This is a genomic window from Terrabacter sp. MAHUQ-38 (assembly GCF_014518425.1).
GTDB lineage: Bacteria > Actinomycetota > Actinomycetes > Actinomycetales > Dermatophilaceae > Terrabacter.
In genome coordinates this window covers 1-22,457 of record NZ_JACVCU010000004.1, presented here as the reverse complement: position 1 = coordinate 22,457, position 22,457 = coordinate 1, and the positions used below count along the sequence as shown (strand labels likewise).

General features: G+C 71.1%; 23 protein-coding genes and 1 rRNA gene. 13 read left to right on the top strand and 11 right to left on the bottom strand.

Annotated elements, in window-relative coordinates:
* On the top strand, nt 1–672 hold the full coding sequence (locus tag H9I49_RS15345) for a nucleoside triphosphate pyrophosphatase (protein WP_188031281.1): 672 nt from the start codon (nt 1–3) through the stop codon (nt 670–672).
* Here H9I49_RS15345 and H9I49_RS15340 read toward each other — a convergent pair.
* From H9I49_RS15340 to H9I49_RS15330, 3 genes are read right to left on the bottom strand one after another with little or no spacing between them, the layout of a single operon-like run.
* Entirely contained in the window at nt 663–1,970 is a 1,308-nt protein-coding gene (locus H9I49_RS15340; protein ID WP_370587594.1) for a hypothetical protein, read from the bottom strand. The genes H9I49_RS15345 and H9I49_RS15340 overlap by 10 nt on opposite strands.
* Nucleotides 1,924–3,483: an acyl-CoA carboxylase subunit beta gene (locus H9I49_RS15335; RefSeq protein WP_188031279.1), complete on the bottom strand. Its 1,560-nt coding sequence runs from the start codon at nt 3,481–3,483 to the stop codon at nt 1,924–1,926. Before H9I49_RS15335 ends, H9I49_RS15340 begins: the two co-directional genes overlap by 47 nt.
* Entirely contained in the window at nt 3,480–4,658 is a 1,179-nt protein-coding gene (locus tag H9I49_RS15330; protein ID WP_188031278.1) for an acyl-CoA dehydrogenase family protein, read from the bottom strand. The genes H9I49_RS15335 and H9I49_RS15330 overlap by 4 nt, the downstream gene beginning before the upstream one ends.
* Nucleotides 4,659–4,743: 85 nt before the next feature.
* On the opposite strand from H9I49_RS15330, the gene H9I49_RS15325 reads away from it, so the two are divergent.
* Genes H9I49_RS15325 through H9I49_RS15315 form a run of 3 tightly spaced genes read left to right on the top strand, consistent with a single transcriptional unit; the run spans nt 4,744 to nt 6,568 of the window.
* On the top strand, nt 4,744–5,166 hold the full coding sequence (locus H9I49_RS15325) for a MerR family DNA-binding transcriptional regulator (RefSeq protein ID WP_188031277.1): 423 nt from the start codon (nt 4,744–4,746) through the stop codon (nt 5,164–5,166).
* 42 nt (nt 5,167–5,208) lie between these two features.
* Nucleotides 5,209–6,087 (top strand): sulfurtransferase, encoded by an 879-nt coding sequence (locus H9I49_RS15320; RefSeq protein WP_188031276.1) that lies wholly within the window; start codon nt 5,209–5,211, stop codon nt 6,085–6,087.
* Between the two features lie 25 nt (nt 6,088–6,112).
* A complete protein-coding gene (locus tag H9I49_RS15315) occupies nt 6,113–6,568 on the top strand; it encodes a SufE family protein (RefSeq protein WP_188031275.1) in 456 nt (151 codons plus the stop codon).
* A gap of 104 nt (nt 6,569–6,672) precedes the next feature.
* Here H9I49_RS15315 and kynA read toward each other — a convergent pair whose 3' ends face one another.
* Both kynA and H9I49_RS15305 read right to left on the bottom strand, forming a co-directional pair.
* Nucleotides 6,673–7,533: a tryptophan 2,3-dioxygenase gene (kynA, locus tag H9I49_RS15310; protein ID WP_188031274.1), complete on the bottom strand. Its 861-nt coding sequence runs from the start codon at nt 7,531–7,533 to the stop codon at nt 6,673–6,675.
* Nucleotides 7,534–7,555: 22 nt separating this feature from the next.
* Complete coding sequence (locus H9I49_RS15305) at nt 7,556–8,068, bottom strand: DUF3806 domain-containing protein (protein ID WP_188031273.1); 513 nt, start codon at nt 8,066–8,068, stop codon at nt 7,556–7,558.
* A gap of 155 nt (nt 8,069–8,223) precedes the next feature.
* Here H9I49_RS15305 and H9I49_RS15300 point away from each other — a divergent pair, with 155 nt between their 5' ends.
* Entirely contained in the window at nt 8,224–10,017 is a 1,794-nt protein-coding gene (locus tag H9I49_RS15300; RefSeq protein ID WP_188031272.1) for a biotin carboxylase N-terminal domain-containing protein, read from the top strand.
* Between the two features lie 74 nt (nt 10,018–10,091).
* Here H9I49_RS15300 and H9I49_RS15295 read toward each other — a convergent pair whose 3' ends face one another.
* On the bottom strand, nt 10,092–10,664 hold the full coding sequence (locus H9I49_RS15295; protein ID WP_188031271.1) for an Rv0909 family putative TA system antitoxin: 573 nt from the start codon (nt 10,662–10,664) through the stop codon (nt 10,092–10,094).
* A 114-nt stretch (nt 10,665–10,778) separates the two neighbouring features.
* Between H9I49_RS15295 and H9I49_RS15290 the strand changes: the two genes are divergently transcribed.
* Nucleotides 10,779–11,000 (top strand): hypothetical protein, encoded by a 222-nt coding sequence (locus H9I49_RS15290; protein WP_188031270.1) that lies wholly within the window; start codon nt 10,779–10,781, stop codon nt 10,998–11,000.
* 57 nt (nt 11,001–11,057) lie between these two features.
* On the opposite strand, the gene H9I49_RS15285 is transcribed toward H9I49_RS15290, so the two are convergent.
* Nucleotides 11,058–12,461: an NAD(P)H-quinone dehydrogenase gene (locus H9I49_RS15285; protein WP_188031741.1), complete on the bottom strand. Its 1,404-nt coding sequence runs from the start codon at nt 12,459–12,461 to the stop codon at nt 11,058–11,060.
* 140 nt (nt 12,462–12,601) lie between these two features.
* On the opposite strand from H9I49_RS15285, the gene H9I49_RS15280 reads away from it, so the two are divergent.
* Nucleotides 12,602–13,435: a purine-nucleoside phosphorylase gene (locus H9I49_RS15280; RefSeq protein WP_188031269.1), complete on the top strand. Its 834-nt coding sequence runs from the start codon at nt 12,602–12,604 to the stop codon at nt 13,433–13,435.
* On the top strand, nt 13,435–15,120 hold the full coding sequence (locus tag H9I49_RS15275; protein WP_188031268.1) for a phospho-sugar mutase: 1,686 nt from the start codon (nt 13,435–13,437) through the stop codon (nt 15,118–15,120). Before H9I49_RS15280 ends, H9I49_RS15275 begins: the two co-directional genes overlap by 1 nt.
* A gap of 38 nt (nt 15,121–15,158) precedes the next feature.
* Here H9I49_RS15275 and H9I49_RS15270 read toward each other — a convergent pair whose 3' ends face one another.
* Nucleotides 15,159–15,794, bottom strand: coding sequence for a PH domain-containing protein (locus H9I49_RS15270; RefSeq protein WP_188031267.1), 636 nt, complete (start codon nt 15,792–15,794; stop codon nt 15,159–15,161).
* 55 nt (nt 15,795–15,849) lie between these two features.
* Between H9I49_RS15270 and deoC the strand changes: the two genes are divergently transcribed.
* From deoC to H9I49_RS15245, 5 genes are read left to right on the top strand one after another with little or no spacing between them, the layout of a single operon-like run.
* Nucleotides 15,850–16,836 carry a deoxyribose-phosphate aldolase gene (deoC, locus tag H9I49_RS15265; protein WP_370587593.1) on the top strand — a complete coding sequence of 329 codons (987 nt, stop codon included), beginning with the start codon at nt 15,850–15,852 and terminating at the stop codon, nt 16,834–16,836.
* A gap of 53 nt (nt 16,837–16,889) precedes the next feature.
* Nucleotides 16,890–18,362 (top strand): aldehyde dehydrogenase family protein, encoded by a 1,473-nt coding sequence (locus H9I49_RS15260; RefSeq protein ID WP_188031265.1) that lies wholly within the window; start codon nt 16,890–16,892, stop codon nt 18,360–18,362.
* Nucleotides 18,359–19,246 (top strand): aldehyde dehydrogenase family protein, encoded by an 888-nt coding sequence (locus H9I49_RS15255; protein WP_188031264.1) that lies wholly within the window; start codon nt 18,359–18,361, stop codon nt 19,244–19,246. The genes H9I49_RS15260 and H9I49_RS15255 overlap by 4 nt, the downstream gene beginning before the upstream one ends.
* Before the next feature lie 34 nt (nt 19,247–19,280).
* Nucleotides 19,281–19,928, top strand: coding sequence for a uridine kinase (locus tag H9I49_RS15250; RefSeq protein WP_370587592.1), 648 nt, complete (start codon nt 19,281–19,283; stop codon nt 19,926–19,928).
* Nucleotides 19,925–20,617, top strand: coding sequence for an aspartate/glutamate racemase family protein (locus tag H9I49_RS15245; RefSeq protein WP_188031263.1), 693 nt, complete (start codon nt 19,925–19,927; stop codon nt 20,615–20,617). Before H9I49_RS15250 ends, H9I49_RS15245 begins: the two co-directional genes overlap by 4 nt.
* 29 nt (nt 20,618–20,646) lie before the next feature.
* On the opposite strand, the gene H9I49_RS15240 is transcribed toward H9I49_RS15245, so the two are convergent.
* From H9I49_RS15240 to rrf, 3 genes are all read right to left on the bottom strand, one after another.
* Nucleotides 20,647–21,813, bottom strand: coding sequence for an adenosine deaminase (locus H9I49_RS15240; RefSeq protein WP_188031262.1), 1,167 nt, complete (start codon nt 21,811–21,813; stop codon nt 20,647–20,649).
* Nucleotides 21,810–22,223: a cupin gene (locus H9I49_RS15235; protein WP_188031261.1), complete on the bottom strand. Its 414-nt coding sequence runs from the start codon at nt 22,221–22,223 to the stop codon at nt 21,810–21,812. Before H9I49_RS15235 ends, H9I49_RS15240 begins: the two co-directional genes overlap by 4 nt.
* Before the next feature lie 115 nt (nt 22,224–22,338).
* Nucleotides 22,339–22,455 (bottom strand): 5S ribosomal RNA (gene rrf / locus H9I49_RS15230).
* Between the last annotated feature and the right edge of the window lie 2 nt (nt 22,456–22,457).

Genomic DNA, 22,457 nt, shown 5'->3' with positions numbered 1-22,457 from the left:
ATGCCGCCGAGCCCTCTTCCCTACGTGCCCGCCATCCAGCTCGTCCTCGCCTCCGCGTCGCCCGCTCGGCGCACGACGTTGCGCGCCGCCGGCATCGAGCCCCTCGTCGTCGTGAGCAGCGTCGACGAGGACCTCGCCGTGGCCGAGGCGACGGAGCGCTACGGCCCGCTCGAACCCGGCGACATCGCCCTGCTGCTTGCCCGCGCCAAGGCAGAGGACGTCGCAGCCCGGGTCGACGAAGCCGCCGTCGTCATCGGCTGCGACTCGGTGCTCGAGCTCGACGGTGAGGTCCACGGCAAGCCCGCCGACGCCGACGAGGCCGTGTCGCGCTGGCGGCGGATGCGCGGCCGGTCCGGGGTGCTCCACACGGGTCACTGGCTCGTCGACGACCGCGGGGCGGGGGGCGCGACCCTCGGGGCGACCGCGTCGACGACCGTCCACTTCGCGAAGCTCTCGGACGAGGAGATCGACGCCTACGTCGCCACGGGCGAGCCGCTCGCGGTCGCGGGTGCGTTCACCATCGACGGTCTGGGCGGCGCGTTCGTCACCGCCATCGAGGGCGACCACCACAACGTCGTCGGGCTCTCCCTGCCCCTGCTGCGCGAGCTGCTCGCCGACGCGGGCGTCGAGTGGTTCGACGTCGTCGGCGGGGTCGGCGCGGCTCAGGGGTAGAGGTCGTCGGTGAGGTTCTCGATGACGAGGTAGTGCTCGGTCCACCACCACATCTGGGCCGCACCGGCCACCACGATGAGTCCGAGCAGCCAGTAGCGGTAGCGGCCCCACCAGCGCAGCTTGAGGAACCAGGCGATGACGAGCGTCATCGGGAACGCGAGCAGCGCGTAGCGCACGCGGCTCGGCGTCGTGCTCGTGACGAGGAGGATGTAGGCCGGGTATGCGCCGGCCCAGCCCCAGATCTCCGGGCCCCAGCGCCACGAGGTCCTCGAGAGCATCAACCAGGCGAACCCGGCCACGCCGGCCACGCCGGCCACCTGGCCGATGACGCCCCAGTAGTCGTAGAGCAGGTTCCACCACAGGTAGAGCTTGATCTTCGTCTCGATGTTCCAGGCGCGCATCGTGTCGTTGTACGCGTTGGGAGTGTCCGTCGCGATCGTGACGATGGTCGGCCAGAGCCAGGTCAGGACGCCCGCGTATGCCGCGAGGGCCGCCATCGCGAGGCGGAAGCGTCTCGGGTGTGCCCCCTCGTCACCCTGCCGCCAGCGCACGACCGCGTGGGCGACGATGACCGGGACCATGGCGATGACGACGTTGCGGCTGAGCGAGAGCACGAGCAGCGCCACGGCGACCCACCAGTACTGCCGGCGGCGCAGCAGCCACAGCACGGTGACCACGCCGAGGAGCGCGGTCGACTCGGTGTACGACGCGGAGAAGGCGGGTGACGCGATGAAGAAGCACGTCGCGACGACGGCGACGATGGCCTCCCAGCGCCCGACAGCCTGGTCGACGAGCTTGAAGAGCAGGTGCATCGCGACGAAGCCGATGACCGTCGACAGCGCGGGCGCGACGAGGGCGAACGGCAGCCCGGTGAGCTTCATGATGAGTCCGACGCTCATCGGGAACACCGGGAAGAAGGCCCACGGGTTCATGTCGATTCCGCCCCAGCCGACGCGCGGCAGCACTGCGGGGTAGCCCTGCTCGGCGATGACGCGGTACCACTGGCCGTCCCAGCCCGTCATGACCGCGAGGTAGCCGGGGTCGGCGGGCGAGGGGTAGAAGATGCGGATGTTCGTCGTGCCGATGGGCAACGGGATCTGGTAGCGCGACAGGTACGTCGCGGCGACCCACACGAAGAGCCGTGAGATGCCGAAGACCGCGAAGGGCAACCACACCGGGAAACGCCGCCAGAACGGCGTCCGGGACTCGACCTCTCGGTCCGGGTTCTCGACCTGGTGACCGAGGCGCGGCTCAGACCGGCGGGACGGAGCGTCGGCGCTCGCTGAAGTGACGGTCACGCCGGGAAGCATAAGCCAGACGGTGCACGAGGTCCGAGCGCAGTTCATCCGCCTCGATGATGGAGTCGAGCACCAGATCGGCGGCCAGCCGCTCGATGTCGACGTCCTCCTCGTACTCGCGGCGGCGGTCCGCGACGAACCGTGCCTGCTCGTCCGAGTCCTCGATCTCGGCGATCTTGTTGGCGTACACGGCGTTGACGGCTGCCTCCGGGCCCATGACGGCGATGCGTGCCGTCGGGAGAGCGATCGTCGCGTCGGGCCCGAAGCCGGGGCCGCCCATGGCATAGAGGCCGGCTCCGTAGGCCTTGCGGACGACCACGCAGAACTGCGGCACCGTCGCGGACGACACGGCGCTGACCATCTTCGCGCCGTGGCGGATGATGCCGCCGCGCTCGACCTCGGAGCCGATCATGAAGCCGGGGACGTCGGCGAGGTAGACCAGCGGGATGTTGAACGCGTCGCAGAGCCAGATGAAGCGGGCGGCCTTGTCGGCGCTGTCGGTGAACAGCACGCCACCCTTGACCATCGAGTTGTTGGCGACGAGGCCGACGGTCTGCCCCTCGAGGCGGCCGAAGCCGATAACCAGCTCGCCCGCCCAGAGTGGCTTGAGCTCGAAGAAGGAGTCGTCGTCGACGAGTCCGTCGATGACGTCATGGATGTCGAAGGGCACGGACTCGCGCTCCGGAACTGTCTGGCGCGTCAGCGGAGAGGCCGGCTCCTCGGCGGCATACGTCGGCGGGTGGTCGCGCCAGCTCCCGGGCACGTAGGAGAAGTAGAGCTTGGCGAGCTCGATGGCCTCAGGGTCGTCGTGGGCGAGCAGGTCGCCGACCCCGGAGACCGTGCAGTGCATGCGGGCGCCACCCATCTCCTCGAGGGAGACCTTCTCACCGACGACCATCTCGGCCATGCGGGGGCTGCCCAGGTACATCGACGCGTTGCCCTCGACCATGATGATGAGGTCGCAGAAGCTCGGGATGTAGGCGCCACCCGCCGCGCTCGGACCGAAGAGGCAGCAGATCTGCGGCACCTTGCCGGACAGCGCGACCTGGTTGTGGAAGATGCGACCGGCGCCGCGGCGACCTGGGAACATCTCGACCTGGTCGGTGATCCGGGCACCCGCCGAGTCGACGAACCAGAAGACCGGCAGCTCCTCGCGCAGGGCCATCTCGGTGGCGCGGACGATCTTCTCGACGGTGCGCGCCCCCCACGAGCCCGCCTTGACGGTTGGGTCGTTCGCGATGACGATCGCCGGTCGGCCGTCGACCGTGCCGCGCCCGGTGACGACGCCGTCGGCCGGCAGGCCCGGCTGGAGGGCGTTGGCGTAGCGGCCGTCCTCGACGAACGAGCCCTCGTCGAAGAGCAGGGCGATGCGGTCGCGGACGTAGATCTTGCCCTGGGCGTCGAGCTTGGCCATGGCCTTCTCGGGGGCGCTCGCGGACGCGGCGTGGGCGGCTGCCAGCCGCGCGCGGACGTCGGCGACCCGCGGGTCACCGTGCGGGGCGGCTCCGCTCATGCGGGGAGCCCCAGCCCGCGGGCGATGAGCATGCGCTGCACCTCTGAGGTGCCCTCCCCGATCTCGAGGATCTTTGCGTCACGGTAGAACCGGGCCACGGGGTACTCCTCCATGAAGCCGTTGCCGCCGAAGACCTGAGTGGCCGTGCGGGTGGCCTTCACGGCCGCCTCGGTGGAGTACAGCTTGGCGATGGCGGCCGCCTGCTTGACCTCCGAGACGGAGCGCTTTCCGGCGTGCAGCTCGTCCTTGAGCCAAGCCGCCTTGTAGGTGAGCAGCCGGGCGCCCTCCACCATGACGGCCAGGTCGGCGAGCTGGAACGAGACGCCCTGGTTGGCCCCGATGGGCCGGCCGAACGCCGTCCGCGTCTTCGCGTAGTCGGTCGCGAGCTCGAGGCAGGCCTGCGCGCAGCCGACGGCGAGCGCGGAGATGGCGATGCGACCGTCGTCGAGGGTCTTGAGGAACTGCTTGAAGCCCTCGCCCTCGTTGCCGAGGAGGTTGCCGACCGGGACCCGGCAGTCCTCGAAGGTGAGGCCGTGGGTGTCGGACACGTGCCAACCGAGCTTGTGGTACGCCGGCTCGACGACGAAGCCGGGGGTTCCGGCCGGGACCATGATGGCCGAGAGCTGCGGCGAGCCGTCCTCGTTGGTGCCGGTGCGGGCGGTGACGGTTACGACGGACGTGATGTCGGTGCCGGAGTTCGTGATGAAGGCCTTGGCGCCGTTGATGACCCACTCGTCGCCGTCGCGGACGGCCCGCGTGCGGGTGGCGGCGGCGTCCGAACCGGCTTCGGGCTCGGTGAGGCCGAACCCGGCGAGCGCGCGGCCCGAGACGAGGTCGGGCAGGAATCGCTGCTTCTGCTCCTCGTCGCCGTAGGTCAGGATCGGGTTGATGCCAAGGCCCACGCCGGCGGAGAGCGTGATGCCGATGGACTGGTCGACCCGGCCGAGCTCCTCGATCGCGACGCAGAGGCTTGTGAAGTCCCCCGCAGTCCCGGCGCCGCCGTACTCCTCCGGGACGACGAGCCCGAAGAGACCGAGGTCGCCCATCTTGGGCACGAGGTCGGTGGGGAAGTGCGAGGCGGCGTCCCACTTGGCGATGTTGGGCGCGACCTCCTTCTCGGCGAAGTCGCGGACGACCCTGCGGAAGTCCTCATGGTCCTGGCTGAGCTCGAACATCGCTGTTCTCCTGAACGGGTGGCGGCCATCACGCGCTCGTGACGCATGCTTGACGTTGACGTAAACGTAAAGCACTATCGTCGTCATGACAAGTGGCACTGCGACCGAACGCACGACGTCCCGGGCAGGCGAGACGTGGACCATCGCCCAGGTCGCGGACGAGTTCGGCGTCACCCACCGCACCGTCCGCCACTACGAGGACCTCGGCCTCATCACCCCGGAGCGCCGGGGCACCCAGCGGGTGTACCACCGGCGCGACCGGACGCGTCTCAGCCTCATCCTTCGCGGCAAGCGGCTCGGGTTCCCACTCGAGGAGATCCGCACGATCATCGACCTGTTCGACGCCCCTCGGGGCCGACGCACCCAGCTGGAGTACGTCCTCGGCCAGATCGACGAGCGCCGCGCCGACCTGGAGCAACGCCTGCGCGACGTCCAGGACGCGATCGCCGAGCTCGGCGAGTTCGAGCACCGATGCCGCGACGACCTGGGCCGCCTCGATGAGCCGTGAGGGCCGTGTGATGGCCGGCCCGTCCCGTGACACGATGGGTCCATGAGCGCTGAAGACACGAAGATCTCCGCCTACGCTGACCCCGAGCGTCTCGTGACGACCGAGTGGCTGGCGGAGCAGATCGCGGCCGGCGCGATCGGCGGCCCCGACGGCATGGTGCTGCTCGAGTCCGACGAGGACGTGCTCCTCTATGAGACCGGCCACATCCCCGGCGCGCTCAAGATCGACTGGCACCTCGACCTCAACGACCCGGTGGCGCGCGACTACGTCGACGGCGCCCGGTTCGCCGAGGTGATGGGAGCCCGCGGCATCAGCCGCGACACCACCGTCGTCCTCTACGGCGACAAGAGCAACTGGTGGGCGGCGTACGCCCTCTGGGTCTTCAGCCTCTTCGGCCACGAGGACGTGCGCCTGCTCGACGGCGGCCGCGCCAAGTGGATAGCCGAGGGCCGCGAGCTGACGCGGGAGGTGCCCACGCCGACGGTCGTCGACTACCCGGTCGCCGAACGCGACGATGCCCCCATCCGCGCCTTCAAGGACGACGTGCTCGCCCACCTCGGCAAGCCGCTCATCGACGTCCGCTCCCCCGGCGAGTACTCCGGTGAGCTGCTGCACATGCCCGACTACCCACAGGAGGGCGCGATGCGCGGCGGGCACATCCCCGGCGCGAAGTCGGTGCCGTGGGCGCGGGCTGCCAACGAGGACGGCTCGTTCAAGTCTCGTGAGGAGCTCGAGGCGATCTACCTGGAGGAGCAGGGACTCACGCCGTCCGACGACGTGGTCGCCTACTGCCGTATCGGCGAGCGGTCGTCGCACACGTGGTTCGTGCTGACGCACCTGCTCGGCTTCGACGCAGTGCGCAACTACGACGGCTCGTGGACCGAGTGGGGCAACTCCGTCCGCGTCCCGATCGAGAAGTGAGCCCGACGGCGCCAAGGAGCCTCTCGTGACCGACATCGCGCTTCCGGCCTCGCTGGCCGAGATCGCCGAGGACTTCCGCTCGGCGAGCAACGACCTCAAGCTGCAGCTGCTGCTCGAGTTCAGCGACGAGCTGCCCGGCCTGCCCGAACGGTATGTCGGCCACCTCGAACAGCTCGAACGCGTCGACGAGTGCCAGTCCCCGCTCTTCCTGACCGTCGAGGTCGGCGACGGCGACTCCCTCGACGAGCGCGTCGTCAACGTGTTCTTCGACGCCCCGGCCGAGGCTCCGACGACGCGTGGGTTCGCCGGGATCCTCCACGAGGGCCTCGACGGCCTCACCGCAGCCCAGGTCCTCGCAGTGCCGGACGACGCCCCCATGCGCTTCGGCCTCGCCGAAGCCGTGTCCCCGCTCCGCATGCGGGGCATGGTCGCGATGCTCGGCCGCATCAAGCGACAGGTCCGCGCGAAGACCGCAGCCTGACCCTGGTTCCCCCGCCCCTACGTCACTGCCCCACCCAGCACCGACTGACGGGTCGTGGCACCGCCTGCGCCATCCGCGCCCTCAGCCCGGTTGCGCACCATCGCTCAGCCCCCGATGCGCGCGCGGACCTCGTAGAGCTCGGGGAAGAACGTCAGGTCGAGCGCGCGGCGCAGGAAGTCCACACCGGTCGAGCCCCCGGTCCCGGTCTTCTGCCCGATCGTGCGCTGCACGACCTGCAGGTGCCGGAACCGCCACTGCTGGAAGTTGTCCTCGAGGTCCACGAGCTCCTCGCAGGTCTCGTAGACGCCCCAGTGCTCGTGCGGCTGCGCGTACACGCCGGCGAAGACATCGACGAGCCCCTCGTCGTGGCGGTAGGGCTGGCTCCAGTCACGGTCGAGCAGGTGGGCCGGGACGGCATACCCACGTCGGGCGAGGTAGGCGAGGAACTCGTCGTAGAGACTGGGCTCCCGGAGCAGCTCGTCGAGCTCGGCGCGTGCGCGCTCGTCGTGCGAGAAGACCGCAACCATGTCGGCGTTCTTGTTGCCGAGGAGGAACTCGACCTCGCGGTACTGCGCCGACTGGAATCCCGAGCTCGCTGCCAGGAACGGGCGTATCTCCGCGTACTCGCTCGGGGTGAGCGTCGCCAGCACCGACCACTGGTCGGTGAGCGTGTGCTGGATGTGCTTGACGCGGGCCAGCCGCTTGAGCGCCGGAGCGAGCTCGTCGTCCCTGAGCAGTTTTCTGGCAGACCGTAGCTCGTGGATCAACAGTTTGAGCCAGAGCTCGGACGTCTGGTGCTGGATGATGAAGAGCAGCTCGTCGTGCTGGGGTGGCTCGCTCAGGGGCTGCTGTGCACTGAGCAGGGTGTCGAGGCGAAGGTAGTCGCCGTACGACATCTTGCGGGTGAAGTCACGCTCGATGCCCTTCTCGAGATCGCGCCTGACGCGCCGGTCGTCCGTGGCCATGGCAGCGATCCTAGGTGCGACCTCAGCTGGGTCGCGGCCGGATCCTCACGAGGTGCTCGACGACGCCCGGGATCCAGCCGGTCTCTCCCCGCATCCACCGAGCACCGACGAGGTTGTGCGGCACGACCACCGTGTCGGCGCGCGCGGCGACGAGCCCGAGGTCGGTACCGAAGACGTCGGTCACCACAGCCCACTCACGCGCACTGTGCCGGGCGAGGTGCTCACCGATCGCGACGGCAAACGTGTCGACGATGACATCGGGCCCGTCGCCGTTGCCCCCGGCCGACCACTGGCGCAGCGCCTCGTCGTAGTGCGCGCCGATCGAGTCGAGGTCGTCGACGTCGACGCCCTCGTCGGCGGCGTGGGCGAGCGCGGTCGCGATGCGGTCGCGCTCCGCGTCACCGAGCGGGTTGGCGACCGGACGACCGGTGTGGTCAGGGCCGAGGGTGTCGCCGCCGTCGTCGACCGGATCGACCGAGGCCGGCTCCGAGGGCGGGGCGGCGTCGTCCTTGTTCTTCTTCGAGAACAGTCCCATGCCCGCCAATCTAGTGTCTGGGGTGGACCTCGGCCCCGGTCGTCTCAGCCTGTTCGGGCCTGCGGCCCCGATGTGCCGGACCTCACGCCGAGACGCCCGTGAATCCGCCCCACGAGGCCGAGTTGACGTGACGTCACCCCGATAGAGTCCGAGCCATGGCATCCATCACCAAGGTCCTCATCGCAAACCGTGGCGAGATCGCCGTCCGCATCGCGCGGGCGTGCACGGACAGCGGGATCGCCTCGGTCGCGGTCTATGCGGACCCGGACCGGGATGCCCTGCACGTCAAGGTCGCCGACGAGGCGTACGCCCTGGGCGGGGCCACGCCCGGCGAGAGCTACCTGCTCCAGGACAAGCTCCTCGAGGTCGCGAAGCAGGCCGGCGCGGACGCGGTCCACCCCGGCTACGGCTTCCTCGCCGAGAACGCGTCGTTCGCGCAGGCCGTCATCGACGCCGGCCTCATCTGGATCGGTCCCGGCCCGGAGGCCATCGACGCCCTGGGCGACAAGGTCAAGGCGCGGCACATCGCGACGAAGGCCGGCGCCCCGCTCGTGCCCGGCACCAACGACCCGGTCGCCGGGGCCGACGAGGTCGTCGCCTTCGCCCGCCAGCACGGGCTGCCGGTCGCGATCAAGGCCGCGTACGGTGGCGGCGGCCGCGGCCTGAAGGTGGCCCGCACCATCGAGGAGATCCCGCACCTGTTCGACTCCGCGGTCCGCGAGGCGGTCACCGCGTTCGGCCGCGGCGAGTGCTTCGTCGAACGGTTCCTGGACAAGCCACGCCACGTCGAGACCCAGTGCCTGGCCGATCAGCACGGCAACGTCGTCGTCGTCTCGACCCGGGACTGCTCGCTGCAGCGGCGCAACCAGAAGCTCGTCGAGGAGGCCCCCGCCCCGTTCCTGACCGACGAGCAGCACGCCGAGCTGCTCCGCGCGTCCAAGGCCATCCTCAAGGAGGCCGGCTACGTCGGCGCCGGCACGTGCGAGTTCCTCGTCGGCCCGGCCGGCGACATCAGCTTCCTCGAGGTCAACACCCGCCTGCAGGTCGAGCACCCCGTCACCGAGGAGGTCACCGGCATCGACCTGGTCCGCGAGCAGTTCCGCATCGCCAACGGCGAGTCGCTCGACTACGACGACCCGGCCCCGCACGCCCACTCGATCGAGTTCCGGATCAACGGCGAGGACGCCGGCCGCGGCTTCCTGCCCGCTCCCGGCACCGTGACCCGGATGCTGGTGCCGCACGGCCCGGGCGTGCGCTGGGACGCCGGCCTGCTCGAGGGCGACACCGTCGCCGGCGCCTTCGACTCGATGATCGCCAAGCTCATCGTCACCGGCGCCACCCGGCAGCAGGCCATCGAACGCTCCCGCCGCGCGCTGGCGGAGCTGACCATCGAGGGCATGCCCACCGTCGTGCCGTTCCACCGCGCCGTCGTCGCCGACGCCGCCTTCGCACCCGAGGACGGCTCGCCCTTCACGATCCACACCCGCTGGATCGAGACCGAGTTCGACAACACCATCGAGCCGCATGCCGGTGGGCCCGGTCAGTCCGGCGATGCCGCCGAGGCGCAGGAGCGCCAGACGGTCGTCGTCGAGGTCGGCGGCAAACGCCTCGAGGTCACCCTGCCCGGCGGCCTCTCGTTCGGCGGCGGCGGTGGGACGGCCGCGAGCCGGAAGAAGGCGCCGAAGCGTTCTGGTACCGGCAAGTCGGGCAGCGCCGCGTCCGGTGACTCGCTGACCGCCCCCATGCAGGGCACCATCGTCAAGATCGCCGTCGAGGAGGGTGCGACCGTCGCCGCCGGTGACCTCGTCATCGTCCTCGAGGCGATGAAGATGGAGCAGCCGATCGCCGCCCACAAGGACGGCGTCGTCACCGGCCTGAAGGCCGCCGTCGGCGAGACCGTCACCTCCGGCGCCGTCCTCGCCGACATCAAGGACACGGCCGAGGTCTGACGCACGACCTGCTGACGACCGAGGGCCGACCCCGTTGAGCGGGTCGGCCCTCGTCGTCTCCCTGTGAGGCGGGGTCAGCCCTTCGCCGGTGGGTCGCCGAGGGTGATGTCGCCCTCGCTCGAGCCCGGCAGGTTCGGGTTCGGCACCCCGGGAAGGTCCTGCTCTCCACCCGGTGTGGTGGGCGGTACCTCAGAGGGACCGGGGCTGCCCGGCACGCTGGGATCTATGGGCGCGGGGTCGTTCGGGTCGACCGGCGGCGTGGTGGGCCCGGGAGTGGGCATCGGCTCGGGCCCGGGAGTGGGCATCGGCTCGGGTTCGGGCGTGGGCCCCGGCTCCGGCGTTGGCCCCGGCTCGGGCGTGGGCCGCGGCTCGGGACCCGGCTCCGGGCTCGGCGTTGGTGCAGGTTGGGGTGACGGCGCCGGCTCCGGCGTCACCGGCGGCTCGGGTGGGCCGGGCGGCTGCGTGCCCTCGACGTCAGGCGGCAGACCGAGCGACTCCCTCACCGAGTCGGTGCCCTGGTCGATCTGGTCGGCGTACTTCCCGCCGGTGCGCTCGTTGATGAGCTCCTCGGCCTTGTCGAGCCCCTGCTGGGCCTGTTCGGGATGGCCCTTGATGAAGTCCTTGGCCTTCTGGATCCAGTCGCTCACTGGGTGCCTCCACGGTCGACGTGGTCGGGGGCGCAGCCCGACAGCGACCGGGCTCCCTGACGCGACGGCGATGCCGCCACGGCCCCGAGGCTACGCCTCTGGCACACTGCTCATGTGCTTGCGACCCTGCCCAGTGCGACGAACAACCCGCCCGTGTTCTCCGTGACGAACCTCGTCATCCTCATCGTCGTGGCCGTGGTCGTCTACCCGCTCCAGAAGAAGCTGCGCGAGTCGGTCTCGCGCCGCCGCCGTGAGCGGTGGGCTGAGGAGGACCGTCTCGCCCAGGCAGAGCTCGAGCGGCGCGACCGCCCGTCGTCGACCGGCGACGGCGCGTGACGCCCACCACCAGAACCCCGGCGACGTATGCCGTGAGGCAGGCCCCGTGCGCGACGCTCAGTCCGACTGGTGGAGCTGGCGCGCGGCCTCGGCGATCGAGCCCGACAGCGACGGGTAGACCGTGATGGTGCTCGACACCTGGTCGACGCTCAGCCGGTTCTGCACCGCGAGCGCGACGGGGTAGACCAGCTCGGAGGCCTTCGGCGCGACGACGACCCCGCCCAGCACGGTGCCGTAGCCCTTCCGGCAGAAGAGCTTGACGAAGCCGTCCGAGATGCCCTGCATCTTGGCCCTTGGGTTGCGCGCGAGCGGCAGCACGACCGACTCGACCTCGGGTGACTCGTCGGCTGCGTTCTGGCTGATGCCGACGGTGGCGATCTCGGGCTCGGTGAAGATGTTGGCCGCGACCCCGCGGACGTTGAGGGGTGAGACGGCGTCGCCGAGCGCGTGCCACATGGCGATCCGGCCCTGCATGGCGGCCACGGAGGCGAGGGGCAGCACGCCGGTGCAGTCACCCGCGGCGTAGACGCCGCCGACGTTCGTGCGCGAGACGCGGTCGACCTGGACGTGCCCCGACGGGCTCAGCTCTACGCCGATCTCCTCGAGGCCGAGCCCGGTTGTGTTGGGCACGGAGCCGACGGCGAGCAGCGCATGGGACCCCTCGACGGTGCGGCCGTCGACAAGCGTCACGACGACACCGTCGGTGGTGCGCTCGACCGATGCCGCGCGCGACTTGTTCAGGACCTCCATGCCGCGCTTGCGGAAGACCTCCTCGATGACGGTTGCGGCGTCGGCGTCCTCGCCGGGCAGCACGCGGTCGCGAGAGGAGACGAGGACGACGTTCGATCCCAGCCCCAGGTAGGCCTGCGCGAGCTCGGCACCGGTGACGCCGGACCCGATGACGACGATGCGCTCGGGCAGCTCCTCGAGCGAGTAGATCTGCTGCCACGTGAGGATGCGCTCGCCGTCGGGGCGCATGGTGTCCATCACGCGAGGGGCGGCGCCCGTCGCGACGAGGACGACGTCGGCGCGCAGCTCCCGGGTCGAACCGTCGGGGAGCTCGGCGACGACGAGCTCGCGGCTGGAGAACCGCGCGGTGCCGCGCAGCACCGTGACACCGACCTGCTCGAGGCTGCCCTGGATGTCGGCGCTCTGCGCCGCAGCGAGCTCGAGGATGCGGTCGTTGACGGTCTGCGCCTGGGCGACGGCGTCGGACACCTCGTCACCGTCGTCGTCCTGCAGCCGGACGCCGAGCCGCGAGGCGGTCTGGAAGTCGGACATGTAGTCGGCGGTGGCGATGAGGGCCTTGCTCGGCACGCAGTCGGTCAGGACCGCCGCCCCGCCGACGCCGTCCCTCTCGACGATGGTGACCCGTGCACCGAGCTGCACGGCGACGAGCGCCGCCTCGTAGCCGCCGGGGCCGCCGCCGATGATGACAACGGATGTCTCGCGCGTGATCACGGGGACCATCCAACCATCCCGGCGGCCGCCCACTCCCCGAGGTTCAGCGCCGCACAGCGCAAGGCTCGGCGCAAGGCACGGCCGCGGGGCTGGGTGCAAGGCTAGGCCGCGGTCTCACCCCTCTCGCTAGAGTCCTCGTCGTGACCAGTTCCCACCGCGACCTCAACGACCCCTCCACCGACCCGTTCGACGTCGCCGCCGACGCCGCGGCGGTCATCGCCGAGCGCACCGGCGCGGAGCGACACGACGTCGCCCTGGTGCTGGGGTCAGGGTGGGGCCAGACGGCCGACCTGATCGGTGAGACGCTCGCGACCGTCGAGAACGCCGCCGTCCCCGGGTTCCACGGGGCTTCGGTGGCGGGCCACTCCGGGAGCATGAGGTCGGTCGCGATCGGCGACACCGGCCGCCGCGCCCTCGTCTTCGGCACCCGCACCCACTTCTACGAAGGTCGCGGGGTGCGCGCCGTCGTGCACGGCGTCCGCACGGCGAAGGCCGCCGGTTGCCGGGCGATCGTGCTGACCAACGGCTGCGGCGGGCTCAACCCGGCCTGGTCCCCCGGCACGCCGGTACTCATCCGCGACCACATCAACCTCACCGCCCACTCCCCCATCGAGGGCCCGAACTTCGTCGACCTCACGGACCTCTACACGCCGCGCCTGCGTGACCTCGCCCGCGAGGTCGACCCCGAGCTCGAAGAGGGCGTCTACGTCCAGTTCCGCGGGCCGCACTACGAGACCCCGGCCGAGGTGCGCATGGCCAAGGTCCTCGGCGGAGACCTCGTCGGCATGTCGACGACGCTGGAGGCCATCGCGGCCCGGCAGTCCGGCCTCGACGTGCTCGGCATCTCGCTGGTCACGAACCTCGCGGCCGGCATCTCCGACCAGCCCCTCAGCCACGACGAGGTCCTCGAGGCCGGGCAGGCCGCTGCCGCGCGCTGCGGGCGCCTGCTCGCCGACGTCGTCGGGCGCCTGTGATGACGACCCCCGAGGCCACCGACTGGGCGTATGCCGCCGCGCGGGCCTGGCGCGACGACGACCCGGACCCGACGACGCGGGCCGAGCTCGACGCGGTCCTCGCGCGGGCCACCGCCGGCGAGGAGGCCGCTGCCGCCGACCTCGCCGACCGGATGGCGGGCCTGCTCGAGTTCGGTACTGCGGGCCTGCGGGGCGCGCTCGGTGCCGGGCCCAACCGGATGAACCGCAGCGTCGTCATCCGGGCGGCGGCCGGCCTCACGGCATACCTCAAGCACGAGGGCGACGCGGGAGAGCACCCGACGGTCGTCATCGGCTTCGACGCCCGCTACAACTCCGACGTGTTCGCCAGGGACACCGCAGCCGTGGTCGTCGCGGCCGGTGGCCGCGCCCTCCTGCTGCCCCAGCCGCTGCCGACGCCGGTGCTCGCGTTCGCGATCCGACACCTCGGTGCCGACGCCGGCGTCATGGTCACCGCCAGCCACAACCCGCCGCAGGACAACGGCTACAAGGTCTACCTCGGCGACGGCAGCCAGATCGTGCCTCCGGCCGACGCCCGGATCGCCGCCCACATCGCCGCGGTCGAACGGGTGGCGGACGTGCCGCGCTCCCACGACGGCTGGGAGACGCTCGGCGACAACCTGCTCGAGGACTACGTCGACGCGGTCGTCACCGTCGTCGACCCCTCGTCCCCGCGGGACCTGCACTGCGTCCACACGAGCCTGCACGGCGTCGGTCACGGGACGGTCCACACCGCCTTCGTCCAGGCTGGGTTCGAGGCGCCGGCTGTCGTCGACGAGCAAGCCGTGCCCGACCCCGACTTCCCGACCGTCGCCTTCCCCAACCCGGAGGAGAAGGGCGCGATCGACCTCGCGCTCGCCCAGGCTCGCGCCGTCGGGTGCGACCTCGTCATCGCGAACGACCCCGATGCCGACCGCTGCGCGGCCGCGGTCAACGACCCGGCGCTCGGCGACTGGCGGATGCTCCGTGGCGACGAGGTCGGGGCCCTGCTCGGGGCCCACATCGTGCGCCGCGGGGTCGCGGCCACCGACGTCTTCGCGAGCTCGATCGTGTCGTCACGCCAGCTCGCGTCGATCGCGCGCGCAGCAGGCGTGCCGCACGAGGAGACGCTGACCGGCTTCAAGTGGATCGCACGCGTCGACGGGCTCCGCTACGGCTACGAGGAGGCGCTCGGCTACTGCGTCGCGCCACAGATCGTGCGCGACAAGGACGGCATCAGCGCTGCGCTCCTGCTCGCCGAGCTCGCGGCCACGCTCAAGGCCGAGGGCCGCGCGCTCACCGACCTGCTCGACGACCTCGCCGTCGAGCACGGCGTGCACGCGACCGACTCCTTCGCCGTCCGGGTCTCCGACCTGGGCCAGACCGACGCTCTCATGGGCCGGCTGCGCGCCGAGCCGCCGACCTCGGTCGCCGGCACCGACGTCGAGCGCATCGACGACCTGAGCCGCGGCGACGGCGGGCTGCCCCCGACGGAAGGGCTGCGCTACCACCTGGTCGACCGGTCCCGCATCATCGTGCGACCCAGTGGCACCGAGCCCAAGGTGAAGGTCTACCTCGAGGTCATCGAGCCGGTCGACGGCCCCGAGTCGCTCGCGCAGTCGCGCGCCGTCGCCGAGACACGTCTGGCCCGCATCCGCGAGGACTTCGAAGGGCTCACGTCTCTCTGAGCGCCGCCCGCCCACCAGGCGCACCCGCTGCGCGGGCCTCAGGCGACGAAGACCGCGAGGACGACGAACGCGGCGGCCGAGAGCAGCAGCCCGAGCGACACGGGGTCCCAGACCTGGGTCGCGATGCGCGGCGTCCTGCCGTCCTTGCGCCTGCGGTCAGCGGCCAGGCGCTCCTCCACCTCCGCGGCGACGGCCTGGGCCTCGACCTTGGACTTCGTCGGCACCTCCGTCGTGCCCTTGCCGCGCACCTTGTTGGCGCCGACGGTCAGCATGCCGCGGCCGTAGCGCGGACGGCCCGGGTCGGCCGGCACCCCCCACGCGGTGTAGCGCCGGCCCTCCGCTGTCAGCTCCAGCGCCCACCGGGAGCGCACGTCCGTGATGACGGGCCAGGTCAGCTCGACGACGCGCATCGGGTTGACGAGACGGATCCCCTCGGAGTGGATGACGACGCATGGGCGCACGACGAACAGCCACAGCAGCACGAGCGCGAGCACGACGCTCGAGATGAGCGCCCAGCTTCGCGGCGACGTCAGCAGGGCCGGCACGAGCAGGCCCAGGCCCGCGACCGCACCGACCACACCGACGGCGACGGAGGAGCCGGGCCGGAGGGTGCGCCCGTCGCGGCGCTCGGGATCCGAGGCACCGGGTGTGGGCTGGGAGGCGTCTGGGGTCACGTCCCGACTCTCTCACGCGTTACGGGCCGTCTCGACAGGTGGATACACTCCCGTGGTGACAGTTAGCACCACGACGCGGACCGCGCAGGACCTCACCGCGCAGGCGCGCGACGTCCTCGGGGTGTCTCGCCTCACGAACCACGCCCTGACGTCCTGGCTCCACGGCATCCCCGGTGTCGACCAGGTCGGCTGCGAGGCGCGCGCCGCGAGTCTCGGCACCCGCTCGATCAAGACGACGAGCAAGGCGTGGGCCATCGACACGGCCATCGGCATGATCGACCTGACGACGCTCGAGGGCGCCGACACCGTCGGCAAGGTGCGGTCGCTGTGCGCCAAGGCGCTGGTGCCCGACCCGCTCGACCCGACGACCCCGCGCCCGGCCGCCATCTGCGTGTACGGCGACATGGTCGCCACCGCCAAGGCGGCTCTGGGCGACAGCGGCATCCACGTCGCGGCGGTCGCGACGGCCTTCCCGTCGGGGCGAGCGAGCCTGCCCGTGAAGCTCGCCGACACGCGGGACGCAGTCGAGGCGGGGGCCGACGAGATCGACATGGTCATCGACCGTGGCGCGTTCCTCTCCGGCGACTACCTCACCGTGTTCAACCAGATCGGCGAGGTGAAGCAGGCCTGCGGCGGCGCGCACCTCAAGGTCATCATGGAGACCGGCGAGCTCGTGACCTACGACAACGTCCGCCGTGCCTCGTATCTCTCGATGCTCGCGGGCGGCGATTTCATCAAGACCTCCACGGGCAAGGTCGCGCCGGCCGCCACGCTGCCCGTCACGCTCATCATGCTCGAGGCCGTCCGCGACTGGCGAGAGCTCACCGGCGTCCAGGTCGGCGTCAAGCCGGCCGGTGGCATCAAGACCACGAAGGACGCCATCAAGTACCTCGTCATGGTCAGCGAGATCGCTGGAGACGACTGGATGACGCCGGAGTGGTTCCGCTTCGGCGCCTCGAGCCTGCTCAACGACCTCCTCCTCCAGCGCCAGAAGCTCGCGACCGGTGCCTACTCGGGCGCCGACTACGTGACCATCGACTGACCGACCGTTGACTGCCGTTGCCTGACACGACTGAGCTCACGAAAGACACCCTGATGCCCACGTTCGAGTACGCCCCAGCGCCGGAGTCGCGCGCCATCGTCACGATCGAGAAGTCCTACGGCCTCTTCGTCGACGGCGCGTTCACGCGACCCAAGGCGACATTCGCCACGATCAACCCCGCCGACGAGACCGTCCTGGCCGAGGTCACCCAGGCCGGCCCGAAGGACGTCGACCGGGCCGTCGCCGCAGCTCGCCGTGCGTACGAGGGCGTCTGGGGGAAGATGAGCGGCGCCGAGCGCGGCAAGTACCTCTTCCGCATCGCGCGCATCCTGCAGGAGCGTGCCCGCGAGTTCGCAGTCCTCGAGACGCTCGACAACGGCAAGCCGATCAAGGAGACCCGCGACGTCGACGTGCCGATCGCCGCGGCGCACTTCTTCTACCACGCGGGCTGGGCCGACAAGCTGGAGTATGCCGGCCTGTCGGCTTCCGGGGCGCAGCTGCCGCGCCCGCACGGCGTCGTCGGGCAGGTCATCCCGTGGAACTTCCCGCTCCTCATGCTCGCGTGGAAGATCGCCCCCGCCCTCGCCACCGGCAACACCGTCGTGCTCAAGCCCGCCGAGACGACACCGCTCTCGGCCCTGCTCTTCGCCGAGGTCTGCCAGCAGGCCGACCTGCCCGCCGGGGTCGTCAACATCGTCACCGGTGACGGACGCACGGGCCAGGCGCTCGTCGAGCACCCCGACGTCGACAAGATCGCCTTCACCGGCTCGACCGAGGTGGGCAAGGCCATCGCCCGCTCGATCGCCGGCACCTCCAAGAAGGCGACGCTGGAGCTGGGCGGCAAGGCCGCCAACATCGTCTTCGACGACGCCCCCCTCGACCAGGCCGTCGAGGGCATCGTCAACGGGATCTTCTTCAACCAGGGTCAGGTCTGCTGCGCCGGTTCGCGCCTGCTCGTGCAGGAGAGCATCCACGACCAGGTCGTCGCCAAGCTCAAGCGTCGCCTCGGCACGCTGCGCGTCGGCGACCCCATGGACAAGAACAGCGACCTCGGCGCGATCAACAGCAAGGCACAGCTGCAGCGCATCACCTCGCTCGTCGAGGCCGGCGTCGCCGAGGGCGCCGACCGATGGAGCCCCGAGTGCACGCTGCCCGCCAAGGGCTACTGGTTCCCGCCGACGGTGCTGACCGGCGTCTCGCAGACGCACCGGGTGGCGACCGAGGAGATCTTCGGCCCGGTCCTGTCGGTGCTGACCTTCCGCACGCCCCAGGAAGCCGTCGCGAAGGCCAACAACACGGCATACGGCCTGTCCGCCGGCGTCTGGACCGAGAAGGGCTCGCGCATCCTCTGGATGGCCGACCAGCTCAAGGCGGGCGTCGTCTGGGCCAACACGTTCAACCGCTTCGACCCGACGTCGCCGTTCGGTGGCTACAAGGAGTCGGGCTACGGCCGCGAAGGTGGCCGCCACGGCCTCGAGGCCTACGTCACCACAGCCCCTGCGACCCTGACGGGAGCCACCCGATGAGCCGCCTCGACGTGCGCAAGACGTACAAGCTCTACATCGGCGGGGCGTTCCCTCGCAGTGAGTCGGGCCGCTCCTACGAGGTCGTCTCGGCCACGGGAGAGTTCCTCGCGAACGCGGCGATGGGATCGCGCAAGGACGTGCGTGACGCCGTCGTCGCGGCTCGCTCGGCCTTGGCCGGATGGTCGGGCGCGACGCCGTACAACCGCGGGCAGGTGCTCTACCGCGTCGCCGAGGTGCTCGAGGGGCGCCGGACGCAGTTCGTGGAGGAGGTCGCAGCGAGCGAGGGCAGCTCGGCCCGCGCCGCAGGCGCCGTCGTCGACGCCGCCATCGACCGGGTGGTCTGGTACGCCGGGTGGACCGACAAGATCGCCCAGGTCCTCGGCAACCTCAACCCGGTCGCCGGGCCGTTCTTCAACGTGTCAGCACCCGAGCCCACCGGCGTCGTGGGCATCCTTGCGCCGCAAGGCTCCTCGCTGCTCGGCCTCGTCTCGGTCGTCGCCCCGGTCATCGCGTCCGGCAACACGGCCGTCGTCGTGACGTCGGCCGACCGCCCGCTGCCGGCCGTGACGTTCGGTGAGGTGCTCGCGACGTCCGACGTGCCCGGCGGCGTCGTCAACATCATCACGGCCCGCACCGCCGAGGTCGCGTCGTGGCTCGCCGCGCACCGCGACGTCAACGCCATCGACCTCACCGGCGCCGCCGGCGCCGACGGCGTCGACTGGGGCGCCCTCGAGGTCGAGGCCGCAGGCAACCTCAAGCGCGTCCTGCGCCCCGCACTTGCCGACGGCCAGCCGGTGGAGCCCGACTGGAGCGCCGATCCCGGTCTCGGCCGGATCCGGGCCTTCGTCGAGACGAAGACCGTCTGGCACCCCAAGGGCCTCTGACATCGCGTCGACCATGAGGCGAGGAGGCCACGAGGTGGTGCCGGACGACAGCCGTTCCCGAGCCGCCGCCGGGCGTCGTCGGGTCATCGTGCTGACCGGCCCGAGCGGGTCGGGCAAGAGCCGCCTGTCCGCACGGCTCAGCGCGGCGCACGGGTGGCCGGTCGTCCGGCTCGACGACTTCTACCGCGAGGCGAGCGACCGCCGCCTGCCACGCTCGCCCTTGGGCATCCCGGACTGGGACCACGAGGACTCGTGGGACGCGGCCACCGCAGTTGCGGCGCTGCGGCAGCTCGTCGACGAGGGGCGCGTCGAGGTGCCGGTCTACGACCTCGGACTTTCCGCCGTGACGGGCCGGCACGCCGTCACGGCCCGCCCCACCGACCTCGTCCTCGCCGAGGGGCTCTTCGCCGGCCGCCTCGTCGAGGCGCTGCACCGCGAGGGGCTGCTCGCCGACGCGCTGTGCGTCCGGCAGAACCGCACCCTGACGGCGGTGCGCCGCTTCGTGCGCGACCTGTCCGAGCGGCGCAAACCGCCACACATCCTCCTGCGCCGCGGAGTCGCCCTGTGGCGCGACGAGCCGGAGGTCGTCGCGCAGGCCGAGGCCGACGGCGCCCGCTGCGTCCACCCGCGTGACGCCGAGACCGAGCTCGGCGCGCTCATCACCGCGGCCACCGGCCGATGAGGCTCATCGGCCTGCTCGGCGGGATGAGCTGGGAGTCGAGCGCCGAGTACTACCGCCTCGCCAACGAGCTCGTGCGCGAGCGGGTCGGCGGCCTCGCCTCTGCGCGGCTGCTGCTGCACTCGGTCGACTTCGCCGACGTCGAACGACTCCAGGCCGAGGACCGCTGGGACGAGGCGGGCCAGCTGCTCGCAGCCGCCGCAGCGGGGCTCGAGGCCGGCGGTGCGGAGCTGCTCGTGCTGTGCACCAACACGATGCACAAGGTGGCCCCGGCGGTCGAGGATGCCGTGACGATCCCCCTGCTGCACATCGGCGACGTCACGGCGGAGGCCGTGCGAGCGGCTGGGGTCGGGCGCGTGGGACTGCTGGCGACGGCCTACACGATGGAGCAGTCGTTCCTGCGCGAACGGCTCGCCGGGCACGGCCTCACGGTCCTCGTGCCCGACGCCGAGGACCGCGCCCTCGTGCACCGGGTCATCTACGAGGAGCTGTGCCTCGGTGTCGTCACCGACGAGTCACGGCAGGCCTACCGCGAGGTCATCGGGCGGCTCGTCGCGGCTGGAGCCGAGGGAGTGATCCTCGGCTGCACCGAGATCGAGCTGCTCGTGGACCAGACCGACGCGGCCGTGCCGGTCTTCCCCACGACGCGGCTGCACGTCGAGGCCGCCGTCGACGCGGCTCTGCGCGCCTGACCTGCGCGACTGACCGGAGCGACCCGCGCTCAGGCGATCGGTGCGTCCTGGTAGCCCAGGGCCGCGTAGCCCGGCTTGATGACGTCGTCGATGAGGGCCAGTCGCTCGTCGAACGGGATGAAGGCCGACTTCATGGCGTTGATGGTCACCCACCGAAGGTCCTCGAGCGTCCACCCTGCCTCGTCGCGCAGCAGGGATGCCTCCCTGCTCATCGACGTGCCGCTCATCAGGCGGTTGTCGGTGTTGAGCGTCACGCGGAACCGCAGCCGGCGCAGCAGCGTGATCGGGTGCAACGGGATCGACAGGGCAGCCGACGTCTGCAGGTTGCTGCTCGGGCACATCTCCAGTGGGATGCGCTTGTCGCGTACGTATGCCGCCAGCCGGCCGAGGCGGACCCGACCCAGGTCCAGGGCGGTGAGCGCGTCCGCATCCGACTTGTTGCCCTCGAGCCACTCGGCGAAGGGCGACCCGTCGATGGTGATGTCGTCGACGATGCGCACTCCGTGGCCGAGCCGGTCCGCCCCGCACCACTGGATCGCCTGCCAGATCGAGGGCAGGCCGAACGCCTCACCGGCGTGGATCGTGAAGTGGAAGTTCTCGCGCTGGAGGTATTCGAACGCGTCGAGGTGCCGGGTCGGCGGGTAGCCGGCCTCGGCGCCAGCGATGTCGAACCCCGAGACGCCCTCGTCGCGATAGCGGATCGCGAGCTCGGCGATCTCGGTGGACTTCGCGGCGTGGCGCATGGCCGTCAGCAGCCCCGTGACGCGGATCGGGTGGCCGGACCCGGCTGCCTTCGCCTCACCGTCGCGCAGCCCAGCGTTGACGGCCTCGACGACGCCCTCGAGCGTCAGCCCCTTCGTCAGGTGCTGTTCCGGGGCGTAGCGGCTCTCGGCGTAGACGACACCGTCGGCGGCGAGGTCCTGCGCACACTCGCTGGCGACCCGGAAGAGCCCCTCGCGCGTCTGCATCACCGCCAGGGTGTGGTCGAACGTCTCGAGGTAGCGCGGCAGCGACCCGGAGTCTGCGCTGTCGCGGAACCACGTCCCCAGCGCCTCGGACTCACTCGCCGGCAGGCCGTCGTAGCCACACTCCTGCGCGAGCTCGATGATGGTCTGCGGGCGCAGGCCGCCGTCGAGGTGGTCGTGGAGCAGCACCTTGGGCGCGCGACGCAGCTCGTCCGTGCTCTCCGGGCTCATGAGCCGGCCTCCGCGCCCGCGGGGTCCTCGATGGTCACGGCCGACTCGTCGTCGCGGTGCACGGTTTCCGGGCTGAACGCGGGGAGGCAGACGGCAACGTACTCCGCCCCCTCGGGACCGCACGAGTAGCGGATGCGCTCGCCGCCGCGCGTGATGACCGACTGCCCCGCGGCCGCCTCGAGCGTTCCGCCGTCATGGTCGATGAGGACCGTTCCCGCCAGGACGAGCGTGATCTCGTCGAACTCCGGGGTCTGGAACGGCTCCGACCAGCCGGCGGGAGCCACCATTCGAGCCACCGAGACGGAGGAGGTGAGCCCGGCGTCGGGAGTGTTCACGGCACCGACGTGCTCGTCGATCACCTTGCCGCCCGGGACCGGGATGCGCGTCGGAGAGGGAATGAGTTCGGGCACGTCCCAACCCTAGACCCTGCGTTCAAGCGCGGAACAACACACTCGGCGACGGCCTCGGAAAGCCCGGAAAATGCGAAGACCCCGCCGGATACCCGGCGGGGTCTTCTCAAAGTGTGTCCGGCTGCGTCCTACTCTCCCACACCGTCACCAGTGCAGTACCATCGGCGCTGAAGGGCTTAGCTTCCGGGTTCGGAATGGAGCCGGGCGTTTCCCCTTCGCTATGACAGCCGAAAC

Bases quoted from the DNA above. Each gene is read 5' to 3' on its own strand.
- H9I49_RS15345 (WP_188031281.1), top strand. From the start codon at position 1: ATGCCGCCGAGCCCTCTTCCCTACGTGCCCGCCATCCAGCTCGTCCTC.
- H9I49_RS15335 (WP_188031279.1), bottom strand. From the start codon at position 3,483: ATGAGCGGAGCCGCCCCGCACGGTGACCCGCGGGTCGCCGACGTCCGC.
- H9I49_RS15330 (WP_188031278.1), bottom strand. From the start codon at position 4,658: ATGTTCGAGCTCAGCCAGGACCATGAGGACTTCCGCAGGGTCGTCCGC.
- H9I49_RS15325 (WP_188031277.1), top strand. From the start codon at position 4,744: ATGACAAGTGGCACTGCGACCGAACGCACGACGTCCCGGGCAGGCGAG.
- H9I49_RS15320 (WP_188031276.1), top strand. From the start codon at position 5,209: ATGAGCGCTGAAGACACGAAGATCTCCGCCTACGCTGACCCCGAGCGT.
- kynA (WP_188031274.1), bottom strand. From the start codon at position 7,533: ATGGCCACGGACGACCGGCGCGTCAGGCGCGATCTCGAGAAGGGCATC.
- H9I49_RS15305 (WP_188031273.1), bottom strand. From the start codon at position 8,068: ATGGGACTGTTCTCGAAGAAGAACAAGGACGACGCCGCCCCGCCCTCG.
- H9I49_RS15300 (WP_188031272.1), top strand. From the start codon at position 8,224: ATGGCATCCATCACCAAGGTCCTCATCGCAAACCGTGGCGAGATCGCC.
- H9I49_RS15275 (WP_188031268.1), top strand. From the start codon at position 13,435: ATGACGACCCCCGAGGCCACCGACTGGGCGTATGCCGCCGCGCGGGCC.
- H9I49_RS15260 (WP_188031265.1), top strand. From the start codon at position 16,890: ATGCCCACGTTCGAGTACGCCCCAGCGCCGGAGTCGCGCGCCATCGTC.
- H9I49_RS15255 (WP_188031264.1), top strand. From the start codon at position 18,359: ATGAGCCGCCTCGACGTGCGCAAGACGTACAAGCTCTACATCGGCGGG.
- H9I49_RS15245 (WP_188031263.1), top strand. From the start codon at position 19,925: ATGAGGCTCATCGGCCTGCTCGGCGGGATGAGCTGGGAGTCGAGCGCC.
- H9I49_RS15240 (WP_188031262.1), bottom strand. From the start codon at position 21,813: ATGAGCCCGGAGAGCACGGACGAGCTGCGTCGCGCGCCCAAGGTGCTG.